The following is a 17,441-nucleotide window of genomic DNA, read 5'->3' on the forward strand; positions in this document are numbered from 1 at the left end:
CGTTAAATGAGACTCAGGAAATACAATAAAAGTTTGGGGATTTTGTCATTAATTGCAGGCACTTTATTGTTAAGTGGTTGTAACAGTGCATTGTTAGATCCCAAAGGCCAGATCGCTCTGGAGCAACGTTCACTGATTCTGACGGCCTTCGGCCTGATGCTGATCGTTGTTATTCCTGCGATTGCCATGGCTGTCATCTTCGCCTGGAAATATCGGGCATCCAATACAAATGCTAAATATAGTCCTAACTGGTCACACTCTAACAAAGTGGAAGCCGTGGTGTGGACCATTCCTATCCTTATCATTTTATTCCTCGGCATCCTCACCTGGAAGTCAACTCACGCTCTGGAGCCAAGCAAACCGCTGGCCTCGGATGTGAAGCCGATTGAAGTGGAAGTGGTAGCACTTGATTGGAAATGGCTGTTTATCTATCCGGAGCAGGGTATCGCTACCGTTAACCAGCTTGCCTTCCCGGCTAATACGCCGGTGAATTTCCGTATCACCTCGAACTCCGTTATGAATTCCTTCTTCATTCCTACCCTTGGCAGCCAGATCTACGCCATGGCAGGTATGCAGACCAAACTGCACCTGATTGCGAATCAAGCAGGTACCTACGACGGTATTTCATCTAACTTCAGCGGTCGCGGCTTTTCTGGCATGAAGTTTAAAGCCATTGCCACCCCGGATAATGCGACCTTTGAACAGTGGGTAGCTCAGGCTAAACAGTCTCCCAATGCGCTCAACTCAATGGAAGACTTTGAAAAACTGGCTGCTCCGAGTGAAAACAACCCGGTTGAGTTCTTTTCCAGTGTCAAACCTGAATTGTTCAAAGACATTATTGAAAAATTCATGAGCCACGGAAATGGCATGAAAATGTCGGAGCATGAAGGCATGGACATGAATCATTCCGCTCACGCCGGAGCCGAGGAATAATACGATGTTTGGAAAATTAACACTGGATGCGATTCCGTATCATGAGCCGATTATCATGGTTACGTGTGCCGCTATCATTATCGGTGGCCTGGCAGTTGTCGCGGCCCTCACTTACTTTGGTAAGTGGCAATATTTATGGAAAGAGTGGCTGACAAGCGTTGACCACAAACGTCTGGGTATCATGTATGTCATTCTGGCATTCGTGATGCTGCTGCGCGGCTTTGCCGACGCCATCATGATGCGTAGCCAGCAGGTACTCGCCTCGGCGGGTGAAGCAGGCTTCCTGCCGCCCCATCACTACGATCAGATATTCACCGCTCACGGCGTTATCATGATCTTCTTCGTCGCCATGCCGTTCGTGGTTGGTTTGATGAACGTCGTGGTTCCGCTGCAGATTGGCGCCCGCGACGTTGCCTTTCCGTTCCTGAATAACATCAGCTTCTGGTTTACCGTTATCGGCGTTGTGCTGGTGAACCTGTCGCTGGGTATCGGTGAATTCGCGCAAACGGGCTGGCTGGCCTACCCGCCGCTATCGGGGCTGGAGTACAGTCCGGGCACCGGCGTGGATTACTGGATCTGGAGCCTCCAGCTTTCCGGTATAGGTACCACGCTCACCGGCATCAACTTCTTCGTTACCATTCTGAAGATGCGTGCGCCGGGCATGAGCCTGTTCAAAATGCCGGTGTTCACCTGGGCAGCTCTCTGTACTAACGTACTGATTATTGCTGCGTTCCCGGTACTTACCGTTACCCTGGCGCTGCTGACGCTTGACCGTTACCTCGACTTCCATTTCTTCACCAATGAAATGGGCGGTAACATGATGATGTACGTCAACCTGATCTGGATTTGGGGCCACCCGGAAGTTTACATCCTGGTTCTGCCCGTGTTTGGCGTATTCTCCGAAGTAACGGCAACGTTCTCTAAAAAGCGTCTGTTTGGCTATACCTCGCTGGTATGGGCGACTATTGCTATCACCGTGCTGTCGTTTGTCGTCTGGCTGCACCACTTCTTCACCATGGGTGCCGCTGCCAACGTAAACGCCTTCTTCGGTATCATGACGATGATTATCGCCATCCCGACCGGCGTGAAAATCTTCAACTGGCTGTTCACCATGTATCAGGGCCGCATTCAAATGCACTCTGCCATGCTGTGGACCGTAGGCTTCCTGGTTACCTTCTCAGTGGGCGGTATGACCGGCGTGCTGCTGGCGGTGCCTGGCGCTGACTTCGTTCTGCACAACAGCCTGTTTTTGATTGCGCACTTCCATAACGTCATCATCGGCGGCGTGGTATTTGGCTGCTTTGCCGGCGTCACCTACTGGTTCCCGAAAGCGTTTGGTTTCAGCCTCAATGAAACCTGGGGTAAACGCGCCTTCTGGTTCTGGATTATCGGCTTCTTCACTGCCTTTATGCCGCTGTACGCGCTGGGCTTTATGGGGATGACTCGTCGTATCAGCCAGGACATCGATCCGCAGTTCCACATGCTGCTGGTGGTTGCCGCATTCGGTGCAGCGCTGATTGCCTGCGGCGTGCTGTGCCAGATCATTCAGTTCTGGGTTTCCGTTCGCGACCGCGAGCAGAACCGCGATCTGACTGGCGACCCGTGGGGCGGCCGTACGCTGGAATGGTCAACGTCTTCACCACCGCCGTTCTACAACTTTGCTGTGGTTCCGGAAGTTCACGAGCGTGATGCGTTCTGGGAAATGAAGGAAAAAGGCGAAGCGTACAAACAGCCTGAACATTATGAAGAAATCCATATGCCGAAAAACAGCGGCGCGGGCATCGTTATCTCCGCCTTCGCTACGGTATTTGGTTTCGCCGCTATCTGGCACATCTGGTGGCTGTTAGGCGTCTGCTTTATCGGCATGATCGCAACCTGGATCATCAAAAGCTTCGATGACGACGTGGATTATTACGTCCCGGTCAAAGAGATCGAGCAGATTGAAAAACAGCACTTTGACGAAATCAGCAAAGCAGGCCTGAAATAATGTCAACTGAAACTCTGACTAACCACCACGACGCGCATGATAGCCATGCGCATCATGAGCAAGAAACCGGAGCCAGGAAAGTATTTGGCTTCTGGATCTACCTGATGAGCGACTGCATTATCTTTGCAACGCTGTTTGCAACCTATGCAGTTATGGTCAATAACACTGCCGGTGGCCCGGCAGGTAAAGACATCTTCGAATTGCCGTTTGTGGCGGTGGAAACCGCCCTGCTGCTGCTCAGCTCCATTACTTATGGCATGGCGGTCATCTCCATGAACCATAATAGTAAGGGCGCAGTGATCGGCTGGCTGGCGCTGACCTTCCTGTTTGGTGCCGGATTCATCGCGATGGAAATCTATGAATTCCATCACCTGATCATGGAAGGCTTTGGTCCGAACCGCAGTGGCTTCCTGTCCGGCTTCTTTACGCTGGTCGGTACCCACGGTCTGCACGTAACGTCCGGCCTGCTGTGGATGGCGGTGCTGATGTTTCAGGTGGCCACGCGCGGCCTGACGGCTGCGAATCGCACGCGCATCATGTGCCTGAGCCTGTTCTGGCACTTCCTTGACGTGGTGTGGATCTGCGTATTCACCGTAGTTTATCTGATGGGGGCCATGTAATGAGTCATTCTGTAAACGAACATGGTGCTTCACACGGCAGCGTGAAGTCCTACATGATAGGCTTCATCCTTTCTATCATCCTGACGGCGATCCCGTTCTGGATGGTGATGGAAGGTTCAGCCTCTCATGCTGCAATTGTTGGCGTTGTCGTCGTATGCGCAGTGGTTCAGGTGGTGGTACATCTGATTTACTTCCTGCACCTGGATACCAAATCTGAGGGCGGCTGGAACATGGTGGCAATTGTATTTTCGTCCATCATTATCCTGATCGTCGTTATCGGCTCACTATGGATTATGTGGAACCTCAACTACAACATGATGATGGACCACTAACCGAGTTACCGTAATGATTAAGCGATACCTGCAAGTTACAAAACCAGGAATTATTTTCGGAAATTTAATTTCTGTCATCGGTGGATTTCTTCTGGCCTCGAAGGGCAGCATTGATTACACCTTGTTTCTCACCACCATGATTGGCGTGTCTTTGGTCGTGGCGTCGGGCTGCGTTTATAACAACGTAATCGACCGCGATATTGACAAAAAAATGGAGAGAACCAGAAATCGGGTGCTGGTTAAGGGCCTTATTTCGCCGAAAGTAAGCCTGGTTTATGCAACCGTTCTGGGTATTGCTGGATTTGCGTTGCTGTATTTCGGCGCTAACCCGCTGGCCATGTGGCTGGCGGTGATGGGCTTCGTGGTTTACGTCGGCATATACAGCCTGTATATGAAACGTAAATCCGTTTACGGCACGCTGATTGGCAGTCTTTCCGGCGCGGCTCCTCCGGTAATTGGCTATTGCGCCGTTACCAATGAGTTCGACGCCGGCGCGCTGATCCTGTTGGCGATCTTTAGCCTGTGGCAGATGCCGCATTCCTATGCAATTGCCATCTTCCGCTTTAAAGATTATCAGGCCGCCAATATTCCGGTTCTGCCGGTAGTGAAAGGCATCTCGGTGGCAAAAAACCATATCACGCTATACATTCTGGCGTTTATGGTTGCCACGCTGATGCTGACACTCAGCGGCTACGCCGGTTATAAGTATCTGGTGGTTGCAGCAGCAGTCAGCGTCTGGTGGCTAGGTATGGCGCTTTCCGGTTACAAAACCGCGAATGACGATCGGGTATGGGCACGTAAACTGTTCGTATTCTCTATCGTTGCCATTACCTCGCTGAGCGTCATGATGTCGGTAGACTTTATGGCGCCAGCCTCAAAAGATTTGCTGACCTTCGTCTGGTAAAACTCAACGGTTTAATAAAGGGCGCGATTAACCATCGCGCCCTTTCTGTTTCTAACCCCCGATCAGGCTGTAACGACTGCTTAAGAAGTGGTGTTTTACTGCTTATCCCCCCCGGCATAAAATACCCACGGGCGAATTACTGAGGTGGTAATGAACGATAATAAGATGACGTCGGTCGAGCTACGGGCGACATGGGGACTGGGAACGGTTTTCTCTCTCAGAATGCTGGGAATGTTTATGGTACTCCCGGTTCTCACGACCTACGGTATGGCACTACAGGGAGCAAGCGAAGCGTTAATCGGACTGGCTATTGGCATTTATGGCCTGGCGCAGGCTGTTTTCCAGATTCCTTTTGGCCTGTTATCCGATCGAATCGGTCGTAAACCGCTTATCGTCGGCGGGCTGCTGCTGTTCGTACTGGGCAGCATTATCGCCGCCAGCACTGTCAGCATCTGGGGGGTTATTCTCGGACGCGCGCTGCAAGGCTCCGGCGCAATCGCCGCGGCGGTAATGGCACTACTGTCCGACCTTACCCGCGAGCAAAATCGCACCAAAGCAATGGCATTTATCGGCATTTCTTTTGGCATCACCTTCGCCATCGCCATGGTGCTGGGACCGGTCATTACCCATTATTTTGGGCTGCATGCCCTGTTCTGGATGATCGCCATTCTTGCCAGCTGCGGTATCGTCATTACGCTGCTGCTGGTGCCATCGGCCAAACACCACGTGCTAAACCGCGAGTCCGGCATGGTGAAAGGCTCAATTCGTCAGGTATTGATGAATCAGCGGCTGGTGAAGCTAAATATCGGCATTCTCTGCCTGCACATCCTGCTGATGTCGAGCTTTGTTGCGCTACCCGGTCAGTTTGAGCAGGCTGGCTTTCCGCCATCGGAGCACTGGAAAGTCTATTTGGTAACCATGCTGGTAGCCTTTGTTATGGTTATCCCGTTTATTATTTACGCGGAAGTGAAGCGTAAAATGAAGCGGGTGTTTATCGGCTGCGTGGCGCTGTTGCTGGTTGCTGAAATCATTTTATGGGGAGCGGGTAGCCACTTCTGGACGCTGGTCACCGGCGTGCAGCTGTTCTTTATCGGCTTTAACCTGATGGAGGCCATTTTGCCGTCACTGGTGAGCAAAGAATCGCCCGCCGGCTACAAAGGCACGGCAATGGGGCTTTATTCCACCAGTCAGTTTATCGGCGTCGCTATTGGCGGCAGCCTCGGCGGCTGGGTGTTCGGTAATTTCGATGCGCAGACAGTATTTCTGGTCGGCACCATGATTGCCACCGCCTGGCTGCTGGTCAGTATCACCATGCATGAGCCGCCCTACGTCAGCAGCCTGCGCATTGTACTTAAAGATGCGGTGGATTTTGATCGACTGGAACAGCGTCTCAAGGCGCAGCCCGGTGTTTCAGCGGTATTTATCGTTGCCGCCGAGAAAAGCGCCTACGTGAAAATTGACAGTAAGGTCACCAGCAGACCTGAACTTGAAGCGCTGGTTGCCAGTAGCTAAGCGCCGCTATCCCCTGCCCTGCAATGGATAGCGGCGGGTAAAGCCGGCTTAAAACAGTCCTACCGGTGAAATATCGTAGCTCACCAGCAGGTTCTTCACCTGCTGGTATTGCGCCAGCGCCATTTTGTGCGTTTCACGTCCGACGCCAGACTGCTTATAACCGCCAAAGGCGGCATGGGCCGGATAAACGTGATAGCAGTTGGTCCAGACGCGCCCCGCTTTAATCGCCCGCCCCATGCGCCAGGCCCGGTTGGTGTCACGGGTCCAGACGCCGGCGCCAAGACCGTAATCGGTCTGGTTAGCCAGCTCCAGCGCATCGGCCTCATCCTTGAACGTCAGTACGCCAATTACCGGGCCAAACACTTCCTCCTGGAAGCTACGCATTTTATTATGCCCCTTAATCAACGTCGGCTGGATATAAAAACCCTCCGCCAGGCTATTCGCCAGTTTTACCGACTCGCCTCCCGCCAGAATCTCACCGCCCTCCTCCCTGGCGATATTGATATAAGACATGATCTTATCAAACTGCTGCTGCGAGGCCTGGGCGCCAATCATGGTTTCAGTATCGAGCGGATCGCCGCGCTTGATGGTGGCAACCCGCGCCATCACTTTTTCCATAAAGGGCTGATACATCGACTCCTGAATCAGCGCGCGCGAAGGACAGGTGCAGACTTCCCCCTGATTAAAAAAGCCCAGAACCAGACCTTCCACCGCCTTATCAATAAACTCCGGCTCGGCGTGCATAATATCTTCAAAATAGATGTTAGGAGACTTCCCTCCCAGCTCAACGGTAGAGGGGATAATGCTTTCTGCCGCGCAGGCCAGGATATGGCGTCCCACTGCGGTTGAACCGGTAAAGGCAATTTTGGCAATGCGCTTGCTGGTTGCCAGCGCTTCGCCCGCTTCTTTACCAAAACCATGCACCACGTTCAGCACGCCCGGCGGGATTAAATCGCCGATCAGCTCCAGCAATACGCAAATGCTGAGCGGGGTTTGTTCTGCGGGCTTCAGTACCACGCAATTACCCGCCGCCAGCGCCGGCGCTAGTTTCCATGCCGCCATCAGCAGAGGGAAGTTCCAGGGAATAATCTGTCCGACCACGCCCAGCGGCTCATAAATATGGTAGGCAACGGTGTTAGCATCAATTTCGGCAGCGCTGCCCTCCTGCGCACGCAGGCAGCCGGCAAAATAGCGGAAATGATCTATCGCCAGCGGCAGATCGGCGTTCAGTGTTTCGCGAATGGGCTTACCGTTGTCCCAGCTTTCGGTAACCGACAGCATCTCAAGATTCGCTTCAATCCGGTCGGCAACCGCCAGCAGTACATTACTGCGCTCCTGGACGCTGGTTTTGCCCCACTTTTCCGCGGCAGCATGGGCTGCATCCAGCGCCTTATTGATATCACGTTCATCTGAGCGTGGAAATTGCGCCACGACAGCACCGGTGATTGGCGTGGTGTCGGTAAAATATTGCCCGCCCACCGGTTCGCAAAAAGACCCGTTAATGTAATTACCATACGTAGAGCGAAAAGAGACTAAACACCCCTGGCTACCCGGATGTGCATAACGCATCGCTGACTCCTTAGTAAGTGGCTGAACGGCAGCACCTGACGCTTTCACAAGACGGGTAAGGTGCTGCGTCTTTATTCAGAGCACGCTTCGTGCCAGGGGAGGAAAGTTGATAATTTTTTATTAAATTAAACATTAAAATCAATTAATTATAATCAAATCAATTTTCATCACTCAGCCAGGGTTTGCCGGCCAATCTCTTAACTGTGTTGCGAATCGCAACAATAAAGAAACTTCAAAGCTACACTGTTGCAACACAAATTATTGCATCGGGGTCAGACATGTCAGGTAAAGTGACCAGCACGGGCGCGGCAACGCTTACCAGCCAGAGCGACGATATCGCTCAGCTGCTTAACGATTCCTAGCTACGCAGCCAGCGCTATGGCCTCGATCGCAGCGATAGCGATTTTCCACATATGCCGCACGGCTATCTGAATGACATACTGGCCCATAATCAAATGCTGCAGCAGATAGCCGTGCCGGTCGCTAGCCAGCTGGCGCGGCGGGTTGCCGACAGCCAGTCGGTGGTAATCCTCTCCGATCCTGACGGATTAGTGCTACAAACATTCGGTAATATTGATGCGATGCACAAAGCGCAGCGCTTTGCTCTGGCGCCGGGTAACCTGTGGAGCGAATGTGGCCGGGGAACGAATGCTATTGGCACCGCGCTGGCGATCGATGGCAGCTGCGAGATCAAAGGTCAGCAGCACTTTCTGACGCATAATCAGGATCTGTATTGCGCTGCCATGCCGCTACAATCGCCGGAAGGCCGCGTGGCGGGCGTACTGGATATATCTGGTCCGGCACGCTTTCCTCATCTCAATACGCGCCAGTGGGTTGAGGAAGCGGTACGGCAAATTGAGCACCGCTGGGTTAAACACAGTCTGAATCAAAACCAGTGGTTACTCAGCCTGCATCCGCAGCGCCAGCCTGCCGGAGAAGGCGACGAGATGCTGCTGGTATTTGCTGACAACGTTCTTACCGCCGCTAACCGGCTGGCCATGCGCACACTGAACATTACCGCAGCGCAGTTCGGACTGCTGAGATTTCAGCATCTGTTTCCCGCGCAGCCACAGCATCATACGCCGCAGCCGCAGCAGCTTGAAACGCTGACGCAGCAGCGCTACTGGTTTACCCTGCAAGCGCCGCAGCGCCGCTATCATCCGGTGACGCCAGCACCGTGCAGCAACAGCGGTCTGCCCGTCCATTTACAGGGAGAAGGCCAGCGGATACTACGCTTGCTCAATGCCGGCGTTTCTCTTTGCATGACGGGCGAGACCGGCTGTGGCAAAGAGTACCTGAGCCGGGCGCTGTATAAGCAAAGTCGCTGGAGTAAAGGGCGCTTTGTGGCGATTAACTGCGCGGCGCTACCCGAATCGCTGATTGAATCAGAGCTTTTCGGCTATCAGCCCGGCGCCTTCACCGGCGCCAGCAAGCAAGGCTATATCGGGAAAATCCGCGAAGCCGATGGCGGCGTACTGTTCCTTGATGAGATTGGCGATATGCCGCTGGCACTGCAAACGCGCTTACTGCGTGTGCTGCAAGAGAAAGAGGTGTCGCCGCTCGGTGAAACCCGCAGCTGGCCGGTACAGTTTGCGGTGATCTGCGCCACCCATCGCAATCTGCATGAGCGGGTGGCGAAAGGCGAATTTCGTGAAGATCTGCTGTACCGGCTACAGGAGTTTACGTTTGCCATCCCGCCGCTGCGCCAGTGGCAACAGCTGCCAGGCTTTATTAATCAGCTATGGCGGGATCTTGGCGCCCCCGCACGCGGCATTAACCTGTCGCCGCCGCTGCTGGAAACCCTCAGCCAGCATCCCTGGCCCGGCAACATACGCCAGCTGCGCAGCTTGCTGAAGGTCCTGCTGGCGCTGGCAGATGAAGGCGAAACGCTCGGCATCAACCACCTGCCCGCAGAGTATCTGCCGCCGCCGGTGACAAAGAACAATGGCGCACTGGAGCAAAACAGTGCGAATTATATTGAAGAAACGCTGCGCCATTATCAGGGGAACGTCAGCAAAGCGGCTGCCGCGCTGGGAGTGGCGCGCAGCACACTCTATCGCCGGGCGGCGAAAGCGCAGCGTACTACGCCGCGCTGAGAGAGTTAATCGCGGAAGTTTTTAAACTGAAACGCCTGGCTCAGATTGCCGTTGCGCACCAGCGCCATCGCACTTTGCAAATCGTCACGTGATTTGCCGGTGACCCGCACCTCCTCGCCCTGTATCTGGGTTTGCAGCTTAAGCTTGCTATCTTTGATAAGCTTAACCAGCTTTTTCGCCACGTCGCTCTCGATTCCCTGCTTCATTTTTACATCAACGCTCCAGGTTTTACCGCTGTGCTCGATGTTTTCCGGTACTTCCAGCGCCGCGTTTTCAATGCCGCGCTTGAGCAGCTTTTCGCGCAGGATGTCGACCAGCTGCTTAACCTGAAAATCCGATTCGCTGGAGATGCGCACGCTCTTCTCTTTTTCTTTAAATTCGAAGCTGGCTTCCACGTTGCGAAAATCAAAGCGGGTAGACAGCTCGCGGTTAGCATTTTCAACCGCATTACGCACTTCCTGCATGTCAACTTCGGAAACGATGTCGAAAGATGGCATATGTTGTTCTCCTGAATATAAAGTGGCATGCATAATACCGCCATGCGCTCAGTAAGTGAAATTGCTGGTATACAATTAAAGATGTTGTAAATCCAACCCGTATAGGGGGAGGAAAAATGAAAATTACCGTACTGGGATGCGGTGCTTTAGGTCAGCTCTGGCTGACCGCGCTTGAACGTCAGGGACACGAGGTACAAGGCTGGCTACGCGTAGCGCAGCCTTATTGTTCAGCTAACGTGGTTGAGCTGGATGGCAGCGTCAGCAACAAAACTTACATCGCCAACGACCCGCGCTTTCTCAATGAGAGCAATTTGCTCATCGTCACGCTTAAAGCATGGCAGGTTGCCCCGGCGCTAAAGAATCTGGAGTCGCTGATCGCCCCGGCCTGCCCTGTCCTGCTGCTGCATAACGGGCTGGGCACTCTGGAAGAACTAAGAGGCCTGCCGCAGCCAATTTTGCAAGGCGTGACCACGCATGCCGCCACCCGCGACGGTAATGTCATCGTTCACGTCGCCAGCGGCATAACCCATATTGGCCCGACCTCTATCGAGGCCGCCCGCCTGAGCGATTTGGCAGAACCGCTGCACCAGGCGCTGCCGGACGTCGCCTGGCATAACAACGTGGCGGCCGCGGCCTGGCAAAAGCTGGCGGTTAACTGCGTGATCAACCCGCTGAGCGTCGAGTATGATTGCCGCAACGGCGCGCTGGCCGATCATGCGGCTGAAATTCAACGCTTGTGTGCGGAGATGGCGTTAATTATGGAGCGCGAGGGCTTTCATAGCTCAAAAGAAAATCTGTATAGCTACGTTATGCAGATCGTTGAAAGCACCACTGATAACCTGTCGTCAATGCTGCAGGACGTACGCGCACAGCGACGTACTGAAATTGATTATATTAACGGCTATGCGATTCGACGCGCCCGCGCTCAGGGCATTGCGCTGCCAGAGAACGGGCGCCTGTATGATTTGATTAAGCGTAAGGAGCAATCTTATGAGCACGAAAGCCTCGGTACTGGTCTGTCTCGCGCCTGGCAGTGAAGAAACCGAAGCGGTAACCGCCATCGATTTACTGGTACGAGCAGGCATCAGCGTTACCACCGCCAGCGTCGCCGACGATGGCTCGCTGGAAATCCGCTGCTCGCGCGGCGTGCGGCTGCTGGCCGACGTGCCTCTGGTCGACGTTGCGGACGGCGCCTTTGATGCCATTGTGCTGCCCGGCGGTCTGCAGGGCGCACAGGCATTTCGCGACAGCCCGCTGCTGGTTGAAACCGTACGCCAGTTCCACCTGTCTGGCCGTATCGTCGCGGCGATCTGCGCCGCGCCCGGCACCGTTCTGATCCCGCATGACCTCTTTCCGCTCGGCAATATGACCGGATTCCCCGGCCTGAAAGAAACGATCCCTGCGGATAAATGGATGGAAAAACGCGTAGTCTGGGATCCACGCGTTAATCTGCTCACCAGCCAGGGACCGGGAACCGCCATGGATTTCGCCCTGAAGCTGATAGATTTACTGGTGGGAAAACAGCAGGCCGCAGAAGTGGCGGCGCAGCTGGTGCTGGCCGCCGGTATTTATAACTACCAGGATTAATTTACGCCGCGGGTTTTATTATGCGCCCGCATTAAGGCCGGTAAACTTTGACGTTTTTAAATCCCTGCTCCTGCAAATAGAGCGCCTGCAGGCGGCTCATCACGCCGCGCTCGCAGTAAAGCAGCCAGGTTTTATTCTGGTCAAGATCGCCAAACTGGCTGCTCAGCTTGTAAAATGGCAGGGTTTTAACTTCAACGCCGGTCAGCTGCAGCGGCTTATCATCCTGTTCATCGGGCGAGCGGATGTCCAGCACCGCGTCCTGAGGGCCAAAAGAAGCAACGGTTTCTACCTCAGTTACCTCTTCGGCAGCCTGGCCTGCAATCTCGCGGATATCGACATTGGTGGCATTCTCCACCACCTCATCGAGAATGCTAAAGTCGAACCTTGCCTCTTCGGCCTCAATCTTCGCCTTCACCGCCTTCACCGTCGGACTTTTGGAAATAACGCCGCAGTATTCCGGCATAGTACGGGCGAAGTCCTCGGTGCCGATCTCACGCGCCAGATTGATAATGTGCTCTTTGTCATGGGAGATCAGCGGACGCAGAATCAGGGTATCGGAAGCGTTATCAATTAAGCGCAGATTGGTCAGCGTCTGGCTGGAAACCTGCCCCAGCGCTTCGCCGGTGACCAGCGCCTGCACGCCATAGCGCTCAGCGACCTTTGAAGCCGCACGCACCATCATGCGTTTTAACACCACGCCCATCTGGCCATCATCCACTTTCTCGAGGATTTCACCCACCACCGGCTCAAAATTGATGGCCACAAAGCGTACCCGATGAGAACTGCCAAAGCGCGTCCACAGATAGTGCGCCACCTGGCGTACGCCAATTTCATGCGCCGCGCCGCCCAGGTTGAAAAAGCAATAATGGACGCGACAGCCGCGGCGCATCAGCATATAGCTTGATACGCCGGAGTCGAAGCCGCCGGAGATCAGCGATAGCACGTCTTCCTGGGTGCCGATGGGGAAACCCCCGATGCCGGGATAGCGGGCGGTAACCAGCAGCAGCCGCTGATCCTCAATTTCCAGGTTAACGGTGATTTCAGGCGCGCTGAGGTTTACCCTGGCGCTCTCAACGTGCTGGTTCAGACCACCGCCGACGTAGCGTTCGACGTCCTGCGAGCTGAAATCATGCTTACCGCGACGCTTAACCCGCACGCAGAAAGATTTACCGGCAATCGCCTCGCGATACTGAACCAGCGCCTGCTCGAATATATGGTGCACATCGCTGAATTCGCGATCCTCAACCGCCAGAATATGGTGAATGCCGGGGATCCGCGTGAGCGCGTCACGCACCGCATCTTCCTGGCCCGGCGTCTTTACCCGCACGGTGATATGATCCCAGTGGCGCACCACGGCAACGTCTTCATCGAATTTTTTCAACACGTTGCGAATGTTGCCGGTGAGGATCTTAATAAAGCGCAGGCGTACTGACTGGCTTTTAATAGTGATTTCTGGAAAGAGCTTGATGATAAACTTCATAGCAGCGCAGGTTCGTCTGGTGATTAGAGGCTAAAATTATTGCCACTTAACTGATAAAATCGGCGTATTGCAAAGCAGCTCGCGGCCCTTTGCATCCAAGGGCCGGGAGTATACCACTTTTGTGACAGCGCTGCTTATTCATCTGTTACATCAATCATTATTTTGCTAATCATTTGGGGTCGGCTACCATGAGCCTTTCCCGGATGAAAACAACGACTGAGCCAGATAAGCCATTATGCCAAAAAAAGCCGAACAGCCCGTCAGTTTTGAAAATGCTCTGCAACAGCTGGAGCAGATTGTTTCCCGTCTGGAGAGTGGCGAGCTGCCGCTGGAAGAGGCGTTAAATGAATTTGAACACGGCGTGCAGCTGGCCCGCGCCGGTCAACAGCAGCTTCAGCAGGCGGAACAGCGCGTACACATTTTGTTAAGCGACGATCGCGACGCGCCGCTCACCCCGTTTACGCCGGATGCTGAGTAGATGGAGTTTAACGATTTAATCAACGCCCATCATGCGCGTATTAATGCCGCGTTAAACCGCTATCTTGACGAGCTGCCGCTGCAAAATCATCCACTGGTCGACGCCATGAAGTACGGCGCGCTGCTGGGCGGCAAGCGCCTGCGCCCCTTTCTGGTTTACGCAACCGGCGGCATGCTGGGCGCCGATCCGCAGAGCCTCGACGCGCCGGCGGCGGCGGTAGAATGCATTCATGCTTATTCTTTGATTCACGATGACCTGCCGGCGATGGATGACGACCAGCTACGGCGCGGACAGCCGACCTGTCATATCAAGTACGGTGAAGATACCGCCATTCTGGCCGGAGATGCGCTGCAAACGCTGGCATTTTCCATTCTGGCAGACAGCCCGCTGCCCGGCGTCAGCAGCGAGGCGCGCATTGCGATGCTTTCTGAACTGGCCCGCGCCAGCGGCGTCGCCGGTATGTGTGGCGGCCAGGCGTTAGATCTCGCCGCCGAAGGCAAACAGGTTTCACTCAGTGCGCTGGAGCAGATTCATCGCCATAAAACCGGCGCGCTGATCGGCGCCGCCGTAAGACTCGGCGCCCTGTGCGCCGGCGATGCCGGCAAAGCGGCGCTGCCCGCGCTGGATCGCTACGCCAACGCTATCGGACTGGCTTTCCAGGTGCAGGATGACATTCTGGACGTTATCGGCGACACCGCAGTGCTGGGTAAGCGCCAGGGCGCCGATCAGGATTTAGGGAAGAGCACCTATCCTGCCCTGATGGGCCTTGACAGCGCCAGAGCAAAAGCGTGGGATCTGTATCAGGAATCTCTGCATGCGCTTGATACGCTTGCCGCACAGTCGCTGAACACAGCGCCGCTGCGGGCGCTGGCCAGTTTTATTATTGAACGCGATAAATAATAATGAGTCTCTATGAGTTTTGATACTGCTAAATATCCGACGCTTGCGCTGGCAAGCACGGTGCAAGAATTACGTTTGCTGCCTAAAGAAAGCCTGCCAAAACTCTGCGATGAGCTTCGCCAGTATTTACTCGACAGCGTCAGTCGCTCCAGCGGTCACTTTGCCTCCGGACTGGGCGTCGTTGAGCTAACCGTAGCCCTGCATTACGTTTACAACACGCCCTTTGATCATCTGGTATGGGACGTCGGGCATCAGGCCTATCCTCATAAGATCCTCACCGGGCGGCGCGACCGTATCGGCACCATCCGGCAGAAAAATGGCCTGCACCCGTTCCCCTGGCGCGATGAAAGCGAATATGACGTGCTGAGCGTTGGCCACTCGTCCACCTCAATCAGCGCCGGCCTCGGCCTGGCGGTCGCGGCGGAGAAAGAAGGCAAAGGTCGCCGCACCGCCTGCATCATCGGCGATGGCGCAATTACCGCCGGTATGGCTTTTGAGGCAATGAATCACGCCGGCGATATCAGCGCTGACCTGCTGGTGATACTCAACGATAACGAGATGTCGATTTCCGAGAACGTCGGCGCGCTGAATAATCGCCTGGCGCAAATTCTCTCCGGTAAGATTTATTCGCGGCTGCGTGAAAGCGGAAAAAAGGTGCTCACTGGCCTGCCGCCCATTAAAGAGCTGGTCAAGCGCACCGAAGAACATCTTAAAGGCATGGTGGTGCCGGGCACGCTGTTTGAAGAACTGGGCTTTAACTATATCGGCCCGATCGATGGTCATGACGTACTGACCCTGGTGCATACCCTGAGCAATATGCGCCACCTTAAAGGTCCGCAGTTCCTGCATATCATGACCAAAAAAGGCAAGGGTTATGCCCCGGCGGAAAAAGATCCGATTACCTGGCATGCGGTGCCTAAGTTTGATCCGGCCAGCGGCCTGCTACCGAAAAGCAAGCCGGGCCTGCCGACCTACTCAAAAATATTCGGCGACTGGCTGTGCGAAATGGCCGCCAGTGAACCCAGCCTGATGGCCGTCACGCCGGCCATGCGCGAAGGCTCCGGCATGGTGGGCTTTTCACGCGACTATCCGCAGCGCTATTTTGACGTGGCCATCGCCGAACAGCATGCGGTTACCTTCGCGGCGGGACTGGCGATTGGTGGTTATCACCCGGTGGTTGCCATTTACTCCACCTTCCTGCAACGCGCCTACGACCAGCTGATACACGATGTTGCGATCCAAAAGCTGCCAGTGATGTTTGCCATCGATCGCGGCGGCATCGTTGGCGCGGATGGACAGACCCACCAGGGCGCATTTGATCTCGCCTTTCTGCGCTGCATTCCCAATATGGTTATCATGACGCCGAGCGACGAAAACGAATGCCGTCTGATGCTTTACACCGGCTACCATTACCGCCAGGGTCCCTGCGCGGTGCGCTATCCGCGCGGTAGCGGCACCGGTGCCGAGCTTCAGCCGTTGAACACTCTGCCGCTGGGCAAAGGCGTGATAAAACGCCGCGGCGAGAAGCTGGCTATCCTCAACTTTGGCACGCTAATGGCCGACGCCAGCATCGTGGCGGAAAAGCTGAATGCTACGCTGGTTGACATGCGTTTTGTTAAGCCGCTGGATGAAGCGCTGGTGCTGGAAATGGCCGCCAACCATGACGCGCTGATCACCCTCGAAGAAGGCGCGATAAAAGGCGGTGCGGGCAGCGGCGTTAATGAACTGCTGATGGCGAAACGCAAGCCGCTGCCGGTGCTTAATCTCGGCCTGCCGGATGAGTTTATCCCGCAGGGCACCCAGGAAGAAATCCGTCAGGATTATCAGCTGGATGCAGAGGGTATCCAGCAGCAGATAGCCAGCTGGCTGGCCCAGTAATATTGCAGGGAGATATTCATCTCCCTGCGCAGCCAGAGTAAAAACGCGTCGTCTGCGCCTGCTATGCTTAAGAATGGCTGAATCCTTAAGCATAGCAGGCGCTACAATGAAAACTACGCGCTTTGGCAATACCGATCTTACCGTTTCCCGCCTGTGCCTCGGCTGTATGACCTTCGGCCAGCCCGATCGCGGGCGTCACGCCTGGACGCTGCCCGAAGAGAGCAGCCGCCCGCTGATCAAACAGGCGCTGGAAGCCGGCATTAATTTTTTTGACACCGCCAACAGCTACTCCGACGGCAGCAGCGAGGAAATTACCGGACGTGCACTGAGGGAGTACGCCCGGCGTGATGAAATCGTCGTGGCGACCAAAGTTTTTTTCCCGCTGAGCAATCTGGCCGGCGGCCTGTCACGCGCCAGGGTTCTGTCGCATTAAGAAATGGTCGGGTAACATACTGTTTTTTTTTGCAATGTTGTCCGGCCATGTCTCTGATCCAAAAATCCTTTAAACGCCTGCATTATCCCGTTGACGTTATTGCTCAGCGTGTCCGCTGGTATCTGACTTATTCCCTGAGCCTGCGCAACCTGGAGGAGATGATGGCTGAGCGCGGTATCACCGTCGACCATTCCACGCTTCACCGGTGGGTTATTCGTCTTGTCCCGCTGCTGGA

15 protein-coding genes and 2 pseudogenes are annotated in these 17,441 nt (G+C 54.7%); 14 read left to right on the plus strand and 3 right to left on the minus strand.

Annotated features, from left to right (window positions below; translation table 11 throughout):
• The first annotated feature begins 6 nt into the window (after window positions 1-6).
• From cyoA to BTJ39_RS20290, 6 genes are all read left to right on the plus strand, one after another.
• Window positions 7-933 (plus strand): cytochrome o ubiquinol oxidase subunit II, encoded by a 927-nt coding sequence (gene cyoA / locus BTJ39_RS20265; protein ID WP_078004534.1) that lies wholly within the window; start codon window positions 7-9, stop codon window positions 931-933.
• A gap of 4 nt (window positions 934-937) precedes the next feature.
• Window positions 938-2,920, plus strand: coding sequence for a cytochrome o ubiquinol oxidase subunit I (gene cyoB, locus BTJ39_RS20270; protein ID WP_078004535.1), 1,983 nt, complete (start codon window positions 938-940; stop codon window positions 2,918-2,920).
• The gene (locus BTJ39_RS20275; RefSeq protein WP_078004536.1) at window positions 2,920-3,540 is read left to right on the plus strand and encodes a cytochrome o ubiquinol oxidase subunit III; all 621 of its coding nucleotides are present in this window, start codon (window positions 2,920-2,922) and stop codon (window positions 3,538-3,540) included. Before cyoB ends, BTJ39_RS20275 begins: the two co-directional genes overlap by 1 nt.
• The gene (locus tag BTJ39_RS20280; protein WP_078004537.1) at window positions 3,540-3,872 is read left to right on the plus strand and encodes a cytochrome o ubiquinol oxidase subunit IV; all 333 of its coding nucleotides are present in this window, start codon (window positions 3,540-3,542) and stop codon (window positions 3,870-3,872) included. The genes BTJ39_RS20275 and BTJ39_RS20280 overlap by 1 nt, the downstream gene beginning before the upstream one ends.
• A 13-nt stretch (window positions 3,873-3,885) precedes the next feature.
• Entirely contained in the window at window positions 3,886-4,776 is an 891-nt protein-coding gene (cyoE, locus tag BTJ39_RS20285) for a heme o synthase (protein ID WP_078004538.1), read from the plus strand.
• Window positions 4,777-4,926: 150 nt separating this feature from the next.
• Complete coding sequence (locus BTJ39_RS20290) at window positions 4,927-6,288, plus strand: MFS transporter (protein ID WP_078004539.1); 1,362 nt, start codon at window positions 4,927-4,929, stop codon at window positions 6,286-6,288.
• 48 nt (window positions 6,289-6,336) lie between these two features.
• On the opposite strand, the gene exaC is transcribed toward BTJ39_RS20290, so the two are convergent.
• Window positions 6,337-7,857, minus strand: a complete 1,521-nt coding sequence (gene exaC / locus BTJ39_RS20295) for an acetaldehyde dehydrogenase ExaC (protein WP_078004540.1) — start codon at window positions 7,855-7,857, stop codon at window positions 6,337-6,339.
• Window positions 7,858-8,270: 413 nt separating this feature from the next.
• On the opposite strand from exaC, the gene BTJ39_RS20300 reads away from it, so the two are divergent.
• Window positions 8,271-9,953 carry a sigma-54-dependent Fis family transcriptional regulator gene (locus BTJ39_RS20300; protein WP_422386055.1) on the plus strand — a complete coding sequence of 561 codons (1,683 nt, stop codon included), beginning with the start codon at window positions 8,271-8,273 and terminating at the stop codon, window positions 9,951-9,953.
• Between the two features lie 5 nt (window positions 9,954-9,958).
• Here the strand turns inward: BTJ39_RS20300 and BTJ39_RS20305 are convergent, their stop codons facing one another.
• The gene (locus BTJ39_RS20305) at window positions 9,959-10,450 is read right to left on the minus strand and encodes a YajQ family cyclic di-GMP-binding protein (RefSeq protein WP_078004541.1); all 492 of its coding nucleotides are present in this window, start codon (window positions 10,448-10,450) and stop codon (window positions 9,959-9,961) included.
• Window positions 10,451-10,566: 116 nt separating this feature from the next.
• Between BTJ39_RS20305 and panE the strand changes: the two genes are divergently transcribed.
• Window positions 10,567-11,487, plus strand: a complete 921-nt coding sequence (gene panE, locus BTJ39_RS20310; protein ID WP_078004542.1) for a 2-dehydropantoate 2-reductase — start codon at window positions 10,567-10,569, stop codon at window positions 11,485-11,487.
• The gene (yajL, locus tag BTJ39_RS20315) at window positions 11,441-12,037 is read left to right on the plus strand and encodes a protein deglycase YajL (RefSeq protein ID WP_078004543.1); all 597 of its coding nucleotides are present in this window, start codon (window positions 11,441-11,443) and stop codon (window positions 12,035-12,037) included. Before panE ends, yajL begins: the two co-directional genes overlap by 47 nt.
• Before the next feature lie 31 nt (window positions 12,038-12,068).
• On the opposite strand, the gene thiI is transcribed toward yajL, so the two are convergent.
• On the minus strand, window positions 12,069-13,517 hold the full coding sequence (gene thiI, locus BTJ39_RS20320) for a tRNA uracil 4-sulfurtransferase ThiI (protein ID WP_078004544.1): 1,449 nt from the start codon (window positions 13,515-13,517) through the stop codon (window positions 12,069-12,071).
• Window positions 13,518-13,752: 235 nt separating this feature from the next.
• On the opposite strand from thiI, the gene xseB reads away from it, so the two are divergent.
• The 5 genes and pseudogenes from xseB to BTJ39_RS20345 form a co-directional block, all read left to right on the plus strand.
• A complete protein-coding gene (gene xseB, locus BTJ39_RS20325) occupies window positions 13,753-13,995 on the plus strand; it encodes an exodeoxyribonuclease VII small subunit (protein WP_078004545.1) in 243 nt (80 codons plus the stop codon).
• A complete protein-coding gene (gene ispA, locus BTJ39_RS20330) occupies window positions 13,996-14,895 on the plus strand; it encodes a (2E,6E)-farnesyl diphosphate synthase (protein WP_078004546.1) in 900 nt (299 codons plus the stop codon).
• Between the two features lie 12 nt (window positions 14,896-14,907).
• Entirely contained in the window at window positions 14,908-16,773 is a 1,866-nt protein-coding gene (dxs, locus tag BTJ39_RS20335) for a 1-deoxy-D-xylulose-5-phosphate synthase (protein WP_078004547.1), read from the plus strand.
• A gap of 106 nt (window positions 16,774-16,879) precedes the next feature.
• Window positions 16,880-17,197: pseudogene (locus BTJ39_RS20340) on the plus strand (aldo/keto reductase); the annotation flags it as partial.
• Between the two features lie 56 nt (window positions 17,198-17,253).
• A pseudogene (locus BTJ39_RS20345) lies at window positions 17,254-17,441 on the plus strand (IS6 family transposase); the annotation flags it as partial.

It is taken from the genome of Izhakiella australiensis, assembly GCF_002006995.1.
Taxonomy (GTDB): domain Bacteria; phylum Pseudomonadota; class Gammaproteobacteria; order Enterobacterales; family Enterobacteriaceae; genus Izhakiella; species Izhakiella australiensis.

Bases quoted from the DNA above. Each gene is read 5' to 3' on its own strand.
- cyoA (WP_078004534.1), top strand. From the start codon at position 7: ATGAGACTCAGGAAATACAATAAAAGTTTGGGGATTTTGTCATTAATT.
- cyoB (WP_078004535.1), top strand. From the start codon at position 938: ATGTTTGGAAAATTAACACTGGATGCGATTCCGTATCATGAGCCGATT.
- BTJ39_RS20275 (WP_078004536.1), top strand. From the start codon at position 2,920: ATGTCAACTGAAACTCTGACTAACCACCACGACGCGCATGATAGCCAT.
- BTJ39_RS20280 (WP_078004537.1), top strand. From the start codon at position 3,540: ATGAGTCATTCTGTAAACGAACATGGTGCTTCACACGGCAGCGTGAAG.
- cyoE (WP_078004538.1), top strand. From the start codon at position 3,886: ATGATTAAGCGATACCTGCAAGTTACAAAACCAGGAATTATTTTCGGA.
- BTJ39_RS20290 (WP_078004539.1), top strand. From the start codon at position 4,927: ATGAACGATAATAAGATGACGTCGGTCGAGCTACGGGCGACATGGGGA.
- exaC (WP_078004540.1), bottom strand. From the start codon at position 7,857: ATGCGTTATGCACATCCGGGTAGCCAGGGGTGTTTAGTCTCTTTTCGC.
- BTJ39_RS20300 (WP_422386055.1), top strand. From the start codon at position 8,271: ATGCCGCACGGCTATCTGAATGACATACTGGCCCATAATCAAATGCTG.
- BTJ39_RS20305 (WP_078004541.1), bottom strand. From the start codon at position 10,450: ATGCCATCTTTCGACATCGTTTCCGAAGTTGACATGCAGGAAGTGCGT.
- panE (WP_078004542.1), top strand. From the start codon at position 10,567: ATGAAAATTACCGTACTGGGATGCGGTGCTTTAGGTCAGCTCTGGCTG.
- yajL (WP_078004543.1), top strand. From the start codon at position 11,441: ATGAGCACGAAAGCCTCGGTACTGGTCTGTCTCGCGCCTGGCAGTGAA.
- thiI (WP_078004544.1), bottom strand. From the start codon at position 13,517: ATGAAGTTTATCATCAAGCTCTTTCCAGAAATCACTATTAAAAGCCAG.
- xseB (WP_078004545.1), top strand. From the start codon at position 13,753: ATGCCAAAAAAAGCCGAACAGCCCGTCAGTTTTGAAAATGCTCTGCAA.
- ispA (WP_078004546.1), top strand. From the start codon at position 13,996: ATGGAGTTTAACGATTTAATCAACGCCCATCATGCGCGTATTAATGCC.
- dxs (WP_078004547.1), top strand. From the start codon at position 14,908: ATGAGTTTTGATACTGCTAAATATCCGACGCTTGCGCTGGCAAGCACG.